This is a genomic window from Natronomonas gomsonensis (assembly GCF_024300825.1).
GTDB classification, from domain to species: Archaea; Halobacteriota; Halobacteria; order Halobacteriales; family Haloarculaceae; genus Natronomonas; species Natronomonas gomsonensis.
Genome location: NZ_CP101323.1, coordinates 3,257,680 through 3,274,878, shown reverse-complemented (window position 1 = coordinate 3,274,878; position 17,199 = coordinate 3,257,680). Strand labels below are relative to the sequence as shown.

Annotated in this window: 15 protein-coding genes; 6 read left to right on the top strand and 9 right to left on the bottom strand. The window is 64.6% G+C overall.

Annotation, left to right across the window (positions count from 1 at the left end):
• Positions 1–64 precede the first annotated feature (64 nt).
• The 3 genes from pyrH (at position 65) to NMP98_RS17315 (ending at position 4,250) form a co-directional block, all read left to right on the top strand.
• Positions 65–751 carry a UMP kinase gene (pyrH, locus tag NMP98_RS17325; protein WP_254859104.1) on the top strand — a complete coding sequence of 229 codons (687 nt, stop codon included), beginning with the start codon at positions 65–67 and terminating at the stop codon, positions 749–751.
• Positions 744–2,384: a lysine--tRNA ligase gene (gene lysS / locus NMP98_RS17320; protein ID WP_254859103.1), complete on the top strand. Its 1,641-nt coding sequence runs from the start codon at positions 744–746 to the stop codon at positions 2,382–2,384. Before pyrH ends, lysS begins: the two co-directional genes overlap by 8 nt.
• A gap of 84 nt (positions 2,385–2,468) precedes the next feature.
• Entirely contained in the window at positions 2,469–4,250 is a 1,782-nt protein-coding gene (locus NMP98_RS17315) for a site-2 protease family protein (protein ID WP_254859102.1), read from the top strand.
• A gap of 39 nt (positions 4,251–4,289) precedes the next feature.
• Here NMP98_RS17315 and NMP98_RS17310 read toward each other — a convergent pair whose 3' ends face one another.
• Positions 4,290–4,544, bottom strand: coding sequence for a DUF7123 family protein (locus NMP98_RS17310; protein WP_254859101.1), 255 nt, complete (start codon positions 4,542–4,544; stop codon positions 4,290–4,292).
• Complete coding sequence (locus NMP98_RS17305) at positions 4,541–4,792, bottom strand: DUF8028 family protein (protein WP_254859100.1); 252 nt, start codon at positions 4,790–4,792, stop codon at positions 4,541–4,543. The genes NMP98_RS17310 and NMP98_RS17305 overlap by 4 nt, the downstream gene beginning before the upstream one ends.
• 260 nt (positions 4,793–5,052) lie before the next feature.
• Here NMP98_RS17305 and NMP98_RS17300 point away from each other — a divergent pair, with 260 nt between their 5' ends.
• Both NMP98_RS17300 and NMP98_RS17295 read left to right on the top strand, forming a co-directional pair.
• Complete coding sequence (locus tag NMP98_RS17300; protein WP_254859099.1) at positions 5,053–7,296, top strand: heme-binding protein; 2,244 nt, start codon at positions 5,053–5,055, stop codon at positions 7,294–7,296.
• Positions 7,297–7,379: 83 nt separating this feature from the next.
• On the top strand, positions 7,380–7,613 hold the full coding sequence (locus tag NMP98_RS17295) for a hypothetical protein (protein ID WP_254859098.1): 234 nt from the start codon (positions 7,380–7,382) through the stop codon (positions 7,611–7,613).
• Between the two features lie 27 nt (positions 7,614–7,640).
• On the opposite strand, the gene pan2 is transcribed toward NMP98_RS17295, so the two are convergent.
• The 6 genes from pan2 to NMP98_RS17265 all read right to left on the bottom strand — a co-directional run bounded on the left by pan2 (position 7,641) and on the right by NMP98_RS17265 (position 15,433).
• Entirely contained in the window at positions 7,641–8,858 is a 1,218-nt protein-coding gene (pan2, locus tag NMP98_RS17290) for a proteasome-activating nucleotidase Pan2 (RefSeq protein ID WP_254859097.1), read from the bottom strand.
• A 120-nt stretch (positions 8,859–8,978) separates the two neighbouring features.
• On the bottom strand, positions 8,979–10,766 hold the full coding sequence (pepF, locus tag NMP98_RS17285; RefSeq protein WP_254859096.1) for an oligoendopeptidase F: 1,788 nt from the start codon (positions 10,764–10,766) through the stop codon (positions 8,979–8,981).
• Positions 10,767–10,803: 37 nt separating this feature from the next.
• The gene (gene truA, locus NMP98_RS17280) at positions 10,804–11,610 is read right to left on the bottom strand and encodes a tRNA pseudouridine(38-40) synthase TruA (RefSeq protein WP_254859095.1); all 807 of its coding nucleotides are present in this window, start codon (positions 11,608–11,610) and stop codon (positions 10,804–10,806) included.
• A gap of 69 nt (positions 11,611–11,679) precedes the next feature.
• Positions 11,680–12,984: a malate synthase AceB gene (gene aceB / locus NMP98_RS17275; RefSeq protein WP_254861339.1), complete on the bottom strand. Its 1,305-nt coding sequence runs from the start codon at positions 12,982–12,984 to the stop codon at positions 11,680–11,682.
• 141 nt (positions 12,985–13,125) lie between these two features.
• On the bottom strand, positions 13,126–14,196 hold the full coding sequence (aceA, locus tag NMP98_RS17270) for an isocitrate lyase (protein ID WP_254859094.1): 1,071 nt from the start codon (positions 14,194–14,196) through the stop codon (positions 13,126–13,128).
• Positions 14,197–14,488: 292 nt separating this feature from the next.
• Positions 14,489–15,433, bottom strand: coding sequence for a ferritin family protein (locus NMP98_RS17265; RefSeq protein WP_254859093.1), 945 nt, complete (start codon positions 15,431–15,433; stop codon positions 14,489–14,491).
• Between the two features lie 110 nt (positions 15,434–15,543).
• Between NMP98_RS17265 and NMP98_RS17260 the strand changes: the two genes are divergently transcribed.
• Positions 15,544–16,191: a helix-turn-helix domain-containing protein gene (locus NMP98_RS17260; RefSeq protein WP_254859092.1), complete on the top strand. Its 648-nt coding sequence runs from the start codon at positions 15,544–15,546 to the stop codon at positions 16,189–16,191.
• Here NMP98_RS17260 and NMP98_RS17255 read toward each other — a convergent pair whose 3' ends face one another.
• Positions 16,192–17,145: an ABC transporter permease gene (locus NMP98_RS17255; protein ID WP_254859091.1), complete on the bottom strand. Its 954-nt coding sequence runs from the start codon at positions 17,143–17,145 to the stop codon at positions 16,192–16,194. It lies immediately after the preceding gene.
• Positions 17,146–17,199: the final 54 nt, after the last annotated feature.

Below are 17,199 nucleotides of genomic sequence, written 5' to 3'. Positions count from 1 at the left end.
TGGGGCTTGTAGGTGTCGGAGATGTTGACAACCCTTAAGACCGAAACACGGCAACCCGAACCTAATGAGAATCGTCGTTTCTATCGGCGGGAGCGTACTCGCACCCGACCTCGACCCCGAGCGGGTCCGAGGCCACGCCACCGTCATCGACGGGCTCGTCGAGGACGGACACGAGGTCGCAACCGTCGTCGGCGGTGGGGGCGTCGCACGGCGCTACATCGGTACCGCCCGCGAACTCGGAGCCTCGGAGTACGACCTCGACGCCCTCGGCATCGACGTGACCCGGTTGAACGCGCGACTGCTCGTCACGGCCCTCGACAGTTCGGCGACTCCCGAACCCGCCGAATCCCACGAAGCCGCCCGCGCCTCCCTTCGACGCGGCGAAGTCGCGGTCATGGGCGGGACAGTTCCCGGCCACACGACCGACGCCGTCTCGGCGCTGTTGGCGGAGATGGTGGACGCCGACCTGCTCATCTACGCGACGAGCGTTCCGGGCGTCTTCTCGGCTGACCCGAAGGAGGTCGACGACGCCGAACGCTACGACCGCCTGACTGCAAGCGAACTCGTCGACGTCATCTCCAGTATCGAGACCGCCGCCGGGTCGAACGCGCCGGTCGACTTACTCGCCGCGAAAATCATCGAGCGTTCGGGGCTCAGAGCCGTCGTTCTCGACGGAACCGACCCCGACCGAATCGCCGACGCCGTCGCCGGTGACGCCTTCGACGGCACCGAGGTCGTCCCGAATGAGTGACCTCTACGACATCGGAACCGGCCGACAGCGGGCCTTCTGGGCCGACGCAGTCGCCGACGAGATAGAGGCCCGCGACCCCGAAGAGCCCATCATCGTCAAAGGTGGCGTCTCTCCCTCCGGCGTCCCACATCTCGGCCACTTCAACGAAATCATGCGCGGGTACTTCGTCGCCGAGGCCCTCCGGGAACGCGGCCACGAGGTCCGGCAGGTGTTCACCACCGACGACAAGGACCGCCTCCGGAAACTCCCCCGAAAGCTCGCGGACCTCGAGTGGAACGTCGTCGGACTGGGCGAGGTCGACGCCGGCGCACTCGGCCGCAACCTCGGAAAGCCCTACACCGACATCCCCGACCCCTTCGGCTGCTGTGACTCCTACGGCGCCCACTTCACCGAACTCCTCTCCCGCTCCGCCGAGGCCGTCGGCGTCCCCATCGACGTGGTCTCCAACACCGACCTCTACGAATCGGGCGAGTTCGACGACGCCGTCCGGCACGTCCTCGAACACCGCGACCGGGCACGCGAGGTGTTGGGCGAGTTCCAGGACAAGGTCGACGACTCCTACGTCCCCTTCTTCGCGCAGTGTTCGGAGTGTGGCAACCTCACCGAGACAATCACCGGAATCGACCTCGAAGCCGAAACCGTCGACTACGTCTGTGAAGACGTACAGGCCGGCGACGACACGATAGAGGGCTGTGGCCACGAGGGAACGGCCACCTTCCGGGAGGGGAAACTCCCGTGGCGCTTCGAGTGGCCCGCCCAGTGGCTCACGCTGGGAGTGGATTTCGAGCCGTTCGGGAAGGACCACGCCGAGGGGTCGTGGCCCTCCGGGGAGACCGTCGCTCGCGAGGTGTTCGAATTCGAGCCGCCCGTTCCGATGGTGTACGAGTGGTTCACGCTGAACGGCGACGCGCTATCGTCGTCGGCCGGCAACATCATCACCGTCGAGGAGGTGCTCGAACTGCTTGAGGTGCCGGTGTTGCGCTACTTCTTCACGAAGAACCCGAAGAAACAGCGTGACTTCAACGTCGACAATATCGACCGACTTGTCGAGGAGTTCGACCGCTTCGAGCGCGTCTACTACGGCACCACCGACGACGCAGACGAGGACGAACGGGAACGCGCCGACCGCGCCTACCCGATGGTCGTCGACGAGGTTGGCGAAACCCCGCCCGTCCGCATCCCCTACACGTTCGCGGCCGTCCTCGGGATGACGGACAACCGCGACCTCCGGGTTCAGATGGCCCGCCGGTCGGGACATCTGCCGGCCGACGCCACCGACGCCGAACTCGAAGCCGCACTCGCACGCGTCGAGAAAGCCCGTGCGTGGGCCGAACGCACCGACAACGAGTTCAACTACCGACTGGCCGAGGACCTCCCCGAGGTCGAGTTCGACGGCGGCGTCGGGGCCGCACTCGACGACCTCGCCGACTTCATCGAGGCGGAATCCCCCGACGCGGATTCGCTACAGGGGGAGATTTACGAAACCGCAAAGCGAAACGACGTTGCCGTCGGAGACTTCTTCGAGGCCGGCTACCGGCTGTTCCTCGACGAATCACAGGGGCCACGTCTCGGACCGTTCCTCGCGCCGATGGACGAGGAGTTCGTGACGCGACGGCTCCGCCGGGAAGCCTAGCCGACCTCGACACGAACGGTGGGACCGCCTTACGAGTGTCCGAAAGGTCGGGTTTTTGAACCACGGAGCCCCTACGGAACTGTAATGAACACGCTGCTGTGGATACTGGTCGGGGTTCTCATCTACACCTCGGTAGCGATGGCGCTGAACGCCCGCGGAGTGTTGCCGTCGTCGTTCCGGGTGTCGGGGCCGATTCTCACCATCCACACGAAACGCGGGCGGGCCGCCCTCGAGTGGCTCGCCAAACCCAAGCGATTCTGGCGCGCGTGGGGCAACCTCGGCGTCGGCATCGCCGTCGTCATCATGGTCGGGTCGTTCGTCGCCGTGCTGTTCTCGGCGTTCAGTGCGATAACCTCACCCGAAGCCGCCCGCATCGCCCGTCCCCAAGACGCCCTCGTCATCCCGGGCGTCAATCAGTTCCTCCCGTGGGCCGCCGCCGTTGACATCCTCGTCGGCCTGCTCGTGGGGCTCGTCGTCCACGAAGGGGGCCACGGGCTTCTGTGTCGCGTCGAGGACATCGAAATCGAGTCGATGGGCGTCGCCCTGCTGGCGTTCATCCCGCTCGGTGCCTTCGTCCAACCCGACGAAGAGAGCCAGCGGTCGGCCGACCGCGGCGGCAAGACGCGGATGTTCGCCGCCGGCGTGACGAACAACTTCCTCGTCACCGCGATTACGTTCGCGCTGCTGTTCGGCCTCGTCGCCAGTCTCGTTACCGTCGTTCCAGGTGTCGCAATCGGCGGAACGCTACCGGGGTCGCCGGCTAGCGATGCCGGCGACCCCGGTATCGACCGCGGCGACGTGATTACTGCCGTCGACGGCCAACCCGTCGAGGACCAAGCATCCTTCGACGCGGCCCTCGCCGAGGCCGATCGGGAGGTGACCGTCGAGTTGCGAAACGGCGAGACCGTCACCGTCCAGCGCCGCCTGATGGTCACCCGTGCGGTCGTCGACGCACCGTTCGGAACCGAGACCACCATCGAAGCCGTCGACGGCGAACCGGTGTACACCCAATCGGAGTTCGAAGCCGCCGTCTCCGGCAACGAGGTCGTCGAGTTGGACACCGACGAGGGGACGACACAGTTCCCGGTCGGCGTCTTCGTCAGTGCGGTCCCCGCCGACGACCCATTGGGGGCCGATGGCGGAGCGCCCGACCGGCCGATGCTCGTCCACAGCGTCGCCGGCGAACCGACGCCGACACCCGAGGCGCTCTCGACGGTGCTTCAGGAGACCGAACCCGGCGACACCGTCGAAGTCGTCGCCTACCACGGCGACGGCGACGACCCCTGGAGCGGCGAGCGCCACGTCTACGAGGTGACGCTTGGGGAGAATTCACAAGGCGAATACGGTTACCTCGGCGTCGGTGGCATCCAGCAGGGCACGAGCGGCATCGTCGTCGACGACTTCGGTATCGACACCTACCCGGCCTCGCAGTATCACGCCCTCCTCGGGGGCAGCGGCTGGGGCGACGACCCTGTCTCGACGTTCATCTCCCGAACCTTTGCGGTGCTCGTCTTGCCGTTCGCCAGCGTCGTCGACCCCAACCTCGCGTACAATTTCGCGGGGTTCAACGGCGAGATCTCGAACTTCTATTCGGTGTCCGGTCCGCTCAGCGCCGGCGTCGTCTTCGGACTCATCAACGTGCTGTTCTGGACCGGCTGGGTCAATCTGAACCTCGGCATCTTCAACTGCATCCCGTCGTATCCGCTCGACGGCGGGCACATCCTTCGGTCGGCGGTCGAGGCGACGATAGCGCGACTGCCGATCGAACCGGACCCGGCCGTGGCGACGGCGGTGACCGTCGCCATCAGCGCCTCGATGATACTCAGCCTCCTCGGGATGCTGTTCGTGCCGCAGCTACTGGGGTAGGACGGAAGCAAAAACGGGGACCGGCGAGCGCCGAACGATTCAGGCCGAGGAGATTCGCCACGTGGTCGCGGAGGTGTAGGACCACTTCTCGATTGTGAGTCCGTGGACCGACCCCTGGAGGTTCGACAACAGCGCGCCGATTTCCTTCGGGGAGAGGTCCACGTCGTCGGCGATGAATTTCCCTTTGATGTAGAGGTCGCCGTCGTTGCGTTCGGCCTCCGCACGGAGGTACTCGACGAGTCGCTTCGCTTTCCGGGAGCGATACGCCGATTGGGTGGAGGCGTTCGTACTCATCGTTGGGGAGCGTGGCCGTGACCGACGACCGCACAGGCGGCGTTCAGTGCCAGTGCACCAGCGAGGGCTTCGGGATGTTGTCCGGCCAGTCCCGTCGCCAGCCCAGCGATGACGACGAGCGGTAGCAGGGCGGCGGCCCAGAACGCGGCCGCGCGGACGCCGGTGGTGAGTCGTTCGATGCAGCCGGACACCAACTGCGGGAGTCCGGGCGTGATGGAGGGGGTGTTCGATTGGGTGGCGCTCGACATAGGGACTTTCCTCGCTTCTCTCTGTGTCCGCCACCCCCATATAAACGCCAGAGCCTTGCGATAAATTCAGCACCGTTCGCTCAGTTCTCGACGTTTCAGCCGCAAAAATGAATTGTTTAGAAACCGCCTGAGACTCTTTTAGAACTTTTATAGACCAATCTAACGTATTATATCAGGTAGTCGGGGAGACTACGGCTCCGGAACGCTCGCCGTTCGCCGGACTCAAAAGCCCCATTATCCGGCCGTCCGAACGTCCGTCCATGGTACGACGACGACCGCCGGGGACCGAAGAAGGGTGGTACGCGCTCCACGACCTCCGCCGTATCGACTGGGACGCGTGGCGCGAGGCACCCGAACGGACCCGACAGCGGGCGCTCGAAGAGGGCATCGACTACTTGCAGAACCACGAGGCGGTGGTCGACGCCGAAGAGGGCGGGTCGGCCGTCTTCTCTATCGTCGGTCACAAGGCCGACCTCATGATACTGCATCTGCGGCCGACGCTGGAACACCTCGACCGCGCCGAGCGCCGCTTCGAGTCGACGGCACTCGCGGAATTCACCGAACGTGCCTCCTCGTACGTCTCCGTCACCGAGGTTTCGGGGTACATGCACGAGGACCTCACCGACGGCCTCGACGACATCGAGGACGCGGGGATGCGCAACTACATGAAACAGCGCATCTACCCGGAGATTCCGGACGCCGAACACGTCTGTTTCTACCCGATGGACAAGCGTCGCGGTCCGGAGCACAACTGGTACGACCTCCCCTTCGAGGAGCGCAAGGAGTACATGTCCGCCCACGGTGACATCGGACGGGAGTACGCCGGCAAGGTGACCCAGATAATCACCGGCAGCGTCGGCCTCGACGACCACGAGTGGGGCGTCACGCTGTTCGCCGACGACATGACCGACATCAAACACCTGCTGTACGAGATGCGGTTCGACCCCTCCTCCTCGAAGTTCGCGGAGTTCGGACCATTCTACGTCGGCCGTCGGTTCCCGTCGTCCGACCTCGGCGCGCTGTTCGCCGGCGAGACCGTCCCGGCCGACGACAGCGCCGACGGAGAGTCCGCCAATTCGCACGCCGAAAGCGAAGAAGACCACAGCACCGACGAGGACGACAGCGGCGGGCGGCCCTCGACCGACGCCGACCACGAGGTCGTCGCCCCCAGCACGTTCACCCGGAGGGCCGGTACCTACGGCGTCGACGTAGCCGAAACGGACGCGGGCTACGGCCTCCTCTTCGAATCCGACGCCGACGCCGGCACCCTCGAAGAGTCCGTCGACGAACTCCGGGGGAACTTCGACCACTACGACACCCACGTCCTCACCGAAGTCCGAACGAGCGACGGCTCTGTGGCAATCGTCTCGCTGTGGGCCAACGAACGTGCCGCCAACACCGCCTCCGGCTTCCTCGCCGACCTGCCGGGCGTCACCGGCGGCGTCGGGGCGCCGCTCGACGACGAAGAGCCCACTGCGGGCGATTCCGAGGGCGATTCCGAAGACGAACAGGACTCCTCGGGCGGCGGTCGTCCCGACACCGGTGGCCCCGAACACGAGGAAGTCGACGTCGAGGAGTTCCAGCGTCGCGTCCACCGCTTCGGCATCGATTTGACGGAACACCCTGATGCGGGCTACGCCTTACTGTTCCACTCCGACACTCCTGCGGAGGACCTCGTCGACGAGGTCGACGGACTCCGAGGGAACTTCGAGCACTACGACACCCACGTCCTCACGACCGTCCGTGCCGATTCGGGGGACACCGCCGTCGTCTCGCTGTGGGCCAACGAACGCGCCGCCAACACCGCCTCCGGCTTCCTCGCCGACCTGCCCGGTTCCGGTCCCGGCGTGGGCGCCGCCCTCGGGGACGAATCGGCCGACAGCGCCGACGAGGCCGACACCTACGGTACCGACGAGGACGACGACATCCGCGGGGAACTGGAGGAATTGAACATCTACGCCGGACAACCGCACGGCGAAGACGTCTATGCCCTGGTGTTGTACTCCGAGGCCGACTCCGAGGAACTCCGCGAGGAACTCGACGGCCTCCGGGAGCGGTTCGAACACTACGACACCCACGTCAAATCCGCCGTCTACGGCGATGAACATGGTGACGACCGAACCGCTATCGTCTCAATCTGGGACACCAAGGAGGCCGCCGACACCGCCGGCGGGTTCCTCTCGGAGTTGCCCGGCGTCGTCGCTCGCGCCGGCGAGGAAAGCGGCTTCAGCACGATGGGGATGTTCTACACCGTCAAACCGGAGTACCGCGAGGAGTTCGTCGACACCTTCGAGGAGGTCGGCGACGCCCTCGACGACATGGAGGGCCACTTCGAGACGCGGCTCATGGTCAACGAAACCGACGAGAACGACATGTTCATCGCGAGTCAGTGGCGCGAGAAGGACGACGCCATGGCCTTCTTCCGCTCTGAGGACTTCCGTGAGACCGTCCAGTGGGGCCGGGAAGTCCTCGACGGCCGACCGCGACACGTCTTCCTCGCCTGAACCGCCCGAACAACCGTCAACTCCTCGGGTTCGACGAGCGAATCAGGCCCGAATTTTTTATCGGTGTGCGAAGCACGAGCAGTATGGTTCTCGATGCGATACGGAACGTCGCGCTCGCTCGACTCGGCCGCCTGCTGTTTTCGGCGCTGCTGGTCGGCGCCGCTCTCCTCGTCGCGATCAGTCTCGTTTTCGGCACCGAGGCGCTGATGGCCCTCGGCCTCCCCCGAGACGTTGCAGGCCCCATCATCACCCTCGTCGTCGTCGCGGCCTGCATCTACGGACTCTACTGGTTCGCGACGAGAATGATAGACTGGTAGCGAAGCGAGCGGCGAAAAAGGAGTTCGTCAGTAGAACGCAATGGGTTTCCCGGGCGATTCCTCGCGGGTAACCTTATCGAGGGCTTCCAGGAAGTCGGCCTCGACCACTTCGGTACGGTTGTCGCGAATGGCGAACATGCCAGCCTCGGTGGCGAGACTCTCGAGTTCGGCGCCCGAGAGGCCCTCCGTTTCCTCGGCGAGTTCCGCGAGGTCGACGCTGTCTGCGAGGTTCATCCGCTGGGTGTGGATGCGGAGAATCTGTTCGCGGCCCTCGATGTCCGGTTCGGGCACTTCGATGAGGCGGTCGAAGCGGCCGGGACGGAGGATAGCGCGGTCGAGCATGTCGAAGCGGTTCGTCGCCGCGATGATGGAGATATCGCCGCGCTGGTCGAAGCCGTCCATCTCGGAGAGCAGTTGCATCATCGTCCGCTGGACCTCGGCGTCGCCGGAGGTCTTCGATTCCGTCCGTTTGGAGGCGATGGCGTCGATTTCGTCGATGAAGATGATGGCGGGTTCGCGTTCGGCGGCCAACTCGAAGAGGTCACGGACGAGGCGTGCGCCCTCGCCGATGAACTTCTGGACCAACTCGGAGCCGGCCATCTTGATGAAGGTGGCGTCGGTCTGGTTGGCGACGGCCTTCGCCAGCATCGTCTTCCCGGTGCCCGGTGGCCCGTGCAACAGGACGCCGGTCGGCGGTTCGATGCCGACGGATTCGAACTTCTCGGGGTTGGTGAGTGGGTCCTCGACTGCCTCCCGAACCTCCTGAATCTGGCTTTCGAGACCGCCGATGTCCTCGTAGTCGACGCCCGGTTTCTCCGAAATCTCCATCGCCTGTGCGCGGGCGTCCGTCTCGGTGTCCAACAGCGTCTGGATGGCGAAGGAGTCGTTGATGGCGACGCGGTCGCCGGCCTCGATGCGGTCGTACAGCCGCGGCGAAACGTCCGTGAGGACTTCCTGGTTGTTGCCGTGCTGTTTGAGCAACGCTTGGTCGTCGGTGAGTTCCTCGACCGTCGCGATGTACAGCGAGGAGGTTTTCAGCGCCTCGTTTTCCTCCTGGAGCGCCGAAACCTCCTCGCGAAGTTCCGACTGCCGCGACCGTGCGGACTCCAGTTGTGCCGACAGTTCGTCGTGGACGCGTGCGACGTCGATGTAGTGGTCCCGAAGCGCCGAGAGCCGTTCGGACTCCGACATCTCGGGGTCGAGGTCCAACGTCGGCCGGTCGGGGAGCGAAGGACTATGCGACATTGATGGGTGCTACGCGTTCGAGATTAAAAGTGGCTTTGGGTGTGGGAGACGCTTGCGGTAGGGGTTGACACACCGCCTGCAGGGGTATTCGTTCTCTTCGACCGGTCGAAATCCCCGTGGCTATCTGAGTCGCTCGAACTCGGCGACCATCTCGTCGTACGTCTCGATGGCAGACTCGACAGGAGCCGGCGACGACATGTCGATGCCGGCGGTTTCGAGCAGTTCCAGCGGATATTCGCGAGAGCCCGACCGCAAGAACTCGCGGTAGTCGGCCGCCGCCCCCTCGCCGTCTTCACGGATGCGGTCGACGATGGCGTTGGCAGCCGAGATGCCCGTCGCGTACTGGTAGACGTAGTAGGCGCGATAGAAATGCGGGATACGCATCCACTCGCGGGCGATATGGTCGTCGACGTCGGCGGGTTCGTAGTAGTCCTCCTTGAGGTCGCGGTAGATGCCGTCGAGTCGGTCCGGAGTCAGCGCCTCGCCGGCCTCGCTCAGTTCGTGAGCGCGGTGTTCGAAGGAGGCGAACATCGTCTGTCGGAACAGCGTCGACCGGAACCGTTCGAGGTACTCGTCGATGACGTGCCGACGGAACGTCTCGTCGTCGACGGTCTCCAGCAGGTGGTGGGTGAGCAGCGCCTCGTTGACCGTCGAGGCGACCTCCGCGACGAAAATCTCGTAGCCGGAGTACACGTAGGGCTGTTCCTCGCTCGTCAACTCCGAGTGCATCGAGTGTCCGAGTTCGTGGGCCAGCGTGTACATCGAGGCGATGTCGTCCTGATAGTTCATCAGGATGTAGGGCTGGCTGTCGTAGGTGCCGCCGCTGTAGGCTCCCGACTGCTTGTTCGCCGTCTCGTAGACGTCGACCCACCGGGACTCCAAGCCCTCCGCCATCCGTTCCTGATAGGCGTCCCCGAGCGGTTCGACGGCGTCGATGACGTGGTCTTTGGCCTCCTCGTAGGGGAGGTCGGGACTTTCGGAATCAGCGAGCGGTGCGTAGAGGTCCCACATCTTCAACTCCTCGACTCCGAGGGCGTCGCGTTTTAGGTCGGCGTGTCGATGGAGCACGTCGAGGTTCGACTCCACCGTCTCGACCAGCGTGTCGTACACCTCAGCGGGGACGTTCGGGCCGTCGAGTGCGGCCTCCCGTGCGGAGTCGTAGTTCCGCGCTGCCGCGAGTTTCGAGTCGGCCTTCACGCTGTTTTTGTAGGCCGTCCCGACCGAGTTGCGGTACTCGCTCCACTCGTCGTAGAACGCCTCGTACACCCGCCGGCGAACGTCCCGGTCGGGGTGTTTCTGGAGTTTCGTGAAGTTCGACAGCGTGATGCGCTGCGGTTCGCCGTCGACATCGACCGAGGGGAACTCCATGTCGGCGTTCGTCAGCATGTTGTACACGTCGCCGGCCGCGCCCGTCACCTCGCTCAAATCCGCCAGCAGTTCCTCGATTTCCGCCGACCGGGTGTGGGGTTTCATCCGCAACACGTCGTCGAAGTAATGGTCGTACTCCGAGAGGTCGGAGTTGGACTCGACGAACTCGTCTATCGCCGCTCGGTCGAGTTCCTGCAGTTCGGGTTCGATGAAGCTCGCCGCACTAGAGGCGTCGGCCGCCAGCGACTGCGCCCGCGCCGACAGCGCCTGATACTGCTGGTTCGTCGTATCCTCGTCTTTCCGCATCCGCGCGTAGGCGGCGACGTTCGACACCTCACGCATCACCGACTCCCGAAGTTCCAGTATCTCTTGGAGGGTTTCGGCGTCCTCGGCGACGCGGCCCTCGTAGGCCCTGAGGTCCTCGAGTCGCTCTTCGACCGTCTCGTAGGCGTCCTCCCACGCCTCGTCGTCGGCAAAAAGGTCCGTGAGGTCCCACGTGTACGCCTCGTCGATGTCACTCCGTTCTGGAACCGAACTCATGGCCACGACTACGAAGCGTGTCTTTCTAAACCCGTCGTCATCCCCGCTGTCGGTCGCCCGCGAGCGTCTCGGCGACGCGTGCGCCCGCCAACCGTTCGCGGCGCCGCCGGTCGAACACCTCGTGGACGCTTTCGGCTGCTGCCTCGTCGACGGTGAACTCGACGCCCCGGTAGCGAACGTCGAGCAACACCAGCGGTTCGGGGGCAGCGGGGGCGACCCCGTCGGGACCGGAGAGTCGCTCCGCCGAAAGTACCCGCTCGAGGAACGCCGCCTCGCGCTCGCCGGTCGCGACGGCTTCGAGCAGCGACACCACCCGGCGGACGAGTTCCCGGGCGAAGCCGCCGGCCCGACAGTCGACGACGAGAAACGAGCCGTCGCGTTCGACGCTCACCGAGAGGTCCCGTTCGGTGCCCGTCTCGTCGGGCGTGAGATTGTGGAAGTCGTGTTCCCCGGAGAGTTGTGTACAGACTTCGGCGGCCCGCTCGACATCGAGGTCCGGCGCGTACAGGAAGTACCGATACGTCCGCTCGACGGCGTCGTGTGTGGCGTGAAACGACGCCGGAACGTCGGCGTCTGCCCACGCCCGCACGTCGGCCGGCAGTTCGCCGTTAAGCGCCCGCGGCCGGAGCCACTCGGGCGCCTCGAAGGCGACCGTCTGGGCGCGTGCGGAGACGCCGGCGTCGGTCCGACCCGCCGCGGCGTAGCCGACCGGCGACCCATCCTCGAAGTCGACGCCGAGTTCCGACAGCGCCTCGAACAGCGTATCTTCGACGGTGTTGCCGTGGGGTTGGCGCTGATACCCTCGATAGCCGGTCCCGTCGTAGGCCACCCGAAAGGCGCGCATACCGAGAAGGGAGACCCGCCGACTCTTGGCAGTGTCGGCCCGGCGTCGAAAGAAATGAGACGCGTGTCCTCAGTTACCGACTTCGACGGCGCGCTCGACGACGTCCTCGCTGTACAGTTCCGCGAGGTCGTCGTGCTGGTCGGGACGGTTCTCGTAGACGTCCTGGAACAGCGCGATAGGCGTCATGAGTGCCTGATACGTCGCCTCGTCCCACATGCGGTCCTTGGCGACGTCGACCTCGACGCCGTCGATGCGGACGGTCGCCGACTGGGTCATCGCGATGGCGCCCTTGCCGGCTTCCTTGGCGGCCTCGAACTCCTCCATGGAGTCGACGATGTCGTCCATGCTGGGGACGTAATCGAGCAGGCCGAGCAGCTCCTCGTGGAGCGCCTCCTCGTCGTCGAGTTCGTAGGTGTCGGAGCCGACCGTCAGCGTGTAGCCGTCACCGGTCTCTTCGAGACTGATGCGGTCGCCCTCGTAGACTTCGACGCCGTCGGCGCTTTCGAGTTCGACCTCGCGGCCGTCGGCGTCGATGAGCCAACTGCCCTCGGCGGGCGGCAGCGGCGACTGGTTAGCCTCGACGACCTGACCCGGTGTCAGCGACCAGATGCCGAGCATCCCCATGGCGTTGTTCGCCTCGATGCGGTCGTGGTAGCCCTCGACGTTTCGGATGTCGTCGAAGGGACCGTCGACGGCGATGAGGCCGTTGGCGCTGGCACCGCGGGAGGTGTTGTGGCGGAGTTCCTTCCACTCCGGCAGTTCGCCGGTCGGCGTGATGGCGCGCATGTCCTTCGTGTAGTCGACCTCGCCGTCGACGAGCAGGAACATGCGTTCGAGGTTGTTGGTCGGCTTGCCCATCTCGTCGCGGAGCTTGCCCATCGCGAGTTCGGCCGAACCGCTCTCGATGATGACCGACATCTTGAGACTACCCTCTTCGAGGCCGTGTTCGTTCTCGACGATGGTGAAGAACTCGTCGGCCTTCTTCCAGTCGTCGATGTCGCCGACTTCCGGGATGACGAAGCCGTCGATGTCGTCGACGGCGCCGTTTGCGGGGTCGGCGATTTCGAGCATGTGCTGGAAGCCCTGATAGCGCGTCTGGGGGCTATCGCGGTGCCAGACGACGCGGGGGTGAATCTCGCCGGGGAAGTCGGCGCCGTTCTCCGAGACAACGTCGATGATGTTCTGGGCGCCCTCGTCGCGCATGTTCGGTGCCGTCGCGTCCTCGTTGTCCGGGACCCACACGTCGGGGGCTTCCATGCCGCGGAGCTGGGAGGCGTTCGCGAGCATCTTCGCGGAATCGTCTTCGCCCTCAACGGCCGTCGGGGTCGTGAAGAACGTCCGGACGAACTTCCGCTCGTGTCGTCGCTTGTCGATTGCAGTCATCTGAGTCACTCGGAGAGATTACTCCGCGGTTATTAAAGGTGGCCGAATCGGCTCTATTGACGGTCGTATCGGCGGGTACAGTAGGGACTCCGCGTCGGTCGAAAGAAAGAAACTCGGGTGTCGAGAGCGCGCTTAGTCGTCGTCCTGCTCGGACGTGAGCGGCTCGTTCTCGTCCTCGGTGAAGCCCGCGGACTTCTCCATTCGTTCCTTGGCCTCGGGGTCGAACTGCGCCTCGATGTCCTGGAAGCGGGAGACGAACGAAAGCTCGTGGTGGCTCTCGGTTTCGTGGCCGAGGTAGCGGTCCTCGAGGTCCCACTGTGCTTCCTCGTCGTTCTCGGCGATGTTCGACATGTCCTCGTAGACCGCGTGTGCGCCGGAGTGCAGGGCGTACAGCGTGATGAAGATGTACTGGTAGCCGAGGTCGCCCAGTTCCTGGAACGTGAGCGGGTCCTCCTCCTCGCTCCACGCGAAGGAGCTGGAGTAGTTGAACGCGAGGTCCAGGTCGGGGTGGGTCTCGTGGATGGTCTCGGCGTAGTTGACGGCGTCCTCGCGGGACGGGTCGGGCATCTCGGGCCAGACGAGGTCGACGCCGGCGTCGGCGTAGATGCGGCCGCGCTCGAGGTGCTCTTCCCAGTCGCCGTTGGCGGAGCCGTAGGCGTCCGTCCGGGCGATGATGACGGTATCCTCGGACTGCTTGGCGTCGACAGCCGCGCTGAAGCGAGCCTTGGCGTCCTCTCGGGAGACGATCTGCTTGCCAGCGATGTGGCCACAGCGCTTGGGCGTCGTCTGGTCCTCGATGTGGACCGCAGCGACGCCGGCCTTCTCGTACTCGCGGACGGCTCGGCGGACGTTGTGGATGCCACCGTAGCCGGTGTCAGCGTCGGCGACGACCGGCAGGTTCGTCGCTTCGACGATGCGCTTTGCGTTCTCGACCATCTCGGTCATCGTGACCATCTCGAGGTCCGGGAAGCCGAACTGGCCCAGAACCGTCGAGTAGCCCGACATGTACGCGGCGTCGAGGCCGGCCATCTCGGCGAGGCGGGCGTCGAGCGCGTGGTAGAGACCGGGTGCGAACGTGAAGTCCTGCTTGTCGAACTTCTCTCGGAGTTCGCGAGCGGCCGGGTTGTCAACGTCTCGAACGATCGATTCGGTGTTCTGGACTCGGCTTGCGACCTTGTCCTCTCCGTCGTTGTCGTGTGCCATGGTTGGATGTAGATTACCGGGACCGAACGGCAGCGCCTTCGAGTCGCCGGATTTGGTTCCTGAGTTCCTCCAGCCCAGTCTCCTCCGAACGGGTCTCCGGGAAGCGGGGCTGGGAGTCACTCATCTTGTGCACTCGTGAAGAGCGGGGACTGGTACAAAACCCTTATGAATTATAATGTTAATACTGGCTAGACTGTTTGGAGTCTTTAAGGGAGTGGGATTCTCTAACACCCCTTGGCGAGGCGAAACGAAACCTCCGTTTCTGTCGTTGAAACGAGGGAAACCGACGGAATCAGTCGGCTGCGGCGGGCTCGTCGTCGAGAGCGACGAGCTCTTCGACATCGGGAATCGTCGCCTGCTGGTCGGTGATGATTTCGATGCGACGCGTGAGCTTCTCGCTGGCGTAGTCGACCAGCGGCAGCGGGTTGATGACCTCGTCGGTCGCACTGACTGTCTCGGCGACGAGCGGCATCAACTCCTGAAGCGTATCGCGGACGATTTGCTCGTCGACGCCGTCCTCGGCGAGATGAGCCTGGACCTTCTGCATCCCGAAGCCGACGTGTCGCCCCTCGTCGGAGCGGATGAAGGAGATTCCTTTCACCAGTCCGTCGAGATGTGGGAGGTCCTCCTTGGCCACGTCGTCGCTCCCGCTGTCGGACATCGAGGAAGTGATGCCGTAGTAGCCGGTCTGAGCCAGTACGGATTCGACGACGAGGTGGTAGTGGCAGTACGCCCGCACGCGGTTTTCGGGCGTGTCGTCGGTCAGAAGTGTCTCCATGGCCTCCTCGGTGCGGTCGAACAACTCGATGTAGCCGTCGAGGAAGAAGCGCTGGTCGGTGGGAGCGACCTGCTCCCAGCCGCGCTCTTCGGCGACCGGCAGGATGACCTCTCGCCAGTAGCGGTCGAAGAACTGGGTGTGTTTGGCCTCCTCGTAAATCTGGCTGGAGACGAACATCTGGTCGTTGATGTCCGAAAGCGTGAGCATCAACGGCGCGAGGTCCTCGGTGACCGCCTCCTCGCCCGCGCCGAACAGCGCGACGGTCTGCATCAAGTCACCGAACGCCGACTCGTCGAGTTCTTCGTTTTCGACGAGCCGTTTTCGGTCTTGCTCCAGCAGTTCCTGCTCGATGTCCTCGTATGGGTCCCAGTGGTTGTAGACGGCGTGTTTGAAGTAGCCACCGCCGACGGTGTCGGGGTCGATTCGCATTTCTCGGGTCGCGTCTTCTATCTGCGTCATACCACCACGGAGAGGCGAACGAGCAATCGTCGTGTCGCCCGCCATCCGAGGGGTGTTTAAAAGCGCTGTGTGAACACAACACTAAGGCACCTCGACGCGCACCTCGGGATATGCGCTATGCGACCGTCGTCATCTCGCCGGAGGGAGGGGGACTCCAGCCGGCGGACCAAGCACTCGCCGGCGACCCGACGGTCACCCGGGACGCGATTCACCAGATAAACCTCCTGTCGGACGGCAGTTGCGTATCGCTGTACAGCGTCCGCGGGAACCTCGATGCCGTCGCCGAGATATTGGACGAACAGGACGATGTCATCGCCCACGACGTCTCCGGCGACCACGAGGGACTAGCGTACATCCACTTCCAGCCCACGGAGACGGTCCGACGCCTGCTGTCGATTACACAGGACAACGAAATCGTCCTGAAGACGCCCATCGACTGTCTGGAAACGGGCGGCGTCCGCGTGACCCTCGTCGGCGACGATGGCACCATCCAGCGCGTCGTCGACTCCATCCCGGACTCGCTGACCCTGTCGCTTGAGGGTATCGGCGACTACCACCCCGACTCCGAGCAACTGTTTTCGGTGCTCACCGAACGACAACAGGAGATTCTGGAGGCCGCCGTCGAGATGGGGTACTACGAGGTGCCGCGCAACGCGACCCACGAGGACATCGCCGGCGAGGTGGGCGTCTCGGCGGGCACCGTCGGCGAACACCTCCGGAAGGTCGAAGGGAAGGTACTGTCGACGCTGGTCCAGTAATCACGACTCGGTTCGGGGGTCCAGCGTCGCCGAGACGACGTCCTGTAAGATGTTTCCGAAGACCCCGACCAGCACGACGACGTACGTTATCGCCAACAGAACCGGCACGTCCCTGTCGTACACCGATGTGAGCACGAGCGACCCGAAGCCGTCGATACCGAACACCGACTCGACGACGAAGACGGCGACGAGAAGCGCCGCCAGCAATTCGGCGAACAGCAGCGCAAACAGCGGCGGTGCGGCGTTCTTCAGGACGTGGGCGGCGACGCGCCACTCGGAGCCACCCTTCGCACGAACCAACTTCACGAACGCCGTGTCGACGTACTCGTTCGCGCTCGCGCGTGTGTAACTGACGAGCGCTCCCGCGAGCGTCGTCGACAGCAGTACGGTCGGGAAGACGTAGCCGGTCCAGAGGTCGTCGGGAACCCACCCACTGTCGGTCAGTAGCGTGAGGTCCCCGAACCAAACGACCAGTAGATAGGCGAGATAGAAGTTCGGTACCGCGAGCGCGACGTAGGCAGCCAGACGACCGACCCGGTCGCCGCTGGACCGCGGCCGCAACGAACCGTAGACCCCGATGGCGACGCCGCCGACGGTCGCCAGCACCGTCGCCGGGAGGACGTACTGGAGCGTCCGCGACAGACGGTCGGCGACAATCCCACGAACCGGCTCCCCCGAGACGAACGACTCGCCCCACTGAAACGTCGGAATGCTGGTCATCCAGTCGACGTACCGCACCTCTATCGGTCGGTCGAAGCCGTACGTTTCGAGATACTGCTGTTCGATAGTCTGCAGTTCCGTGACGTTGGCCCCGCCGTAGGCGGCGGCACCGAGGATACCGCCGAGTCGAGAATCCGGGGCAACGGTAATCAGGAGAAACATCAACGAGAGAACCAGCCACACGATGACAACCGAGAGGACGAGCCGTCGAGCGACGAGCCGAGGGACGCTCATGGGACTCTCACCGGTCGGCGGGTGATTCGTTGCCGGGAGGGCATGTGGCGTGGC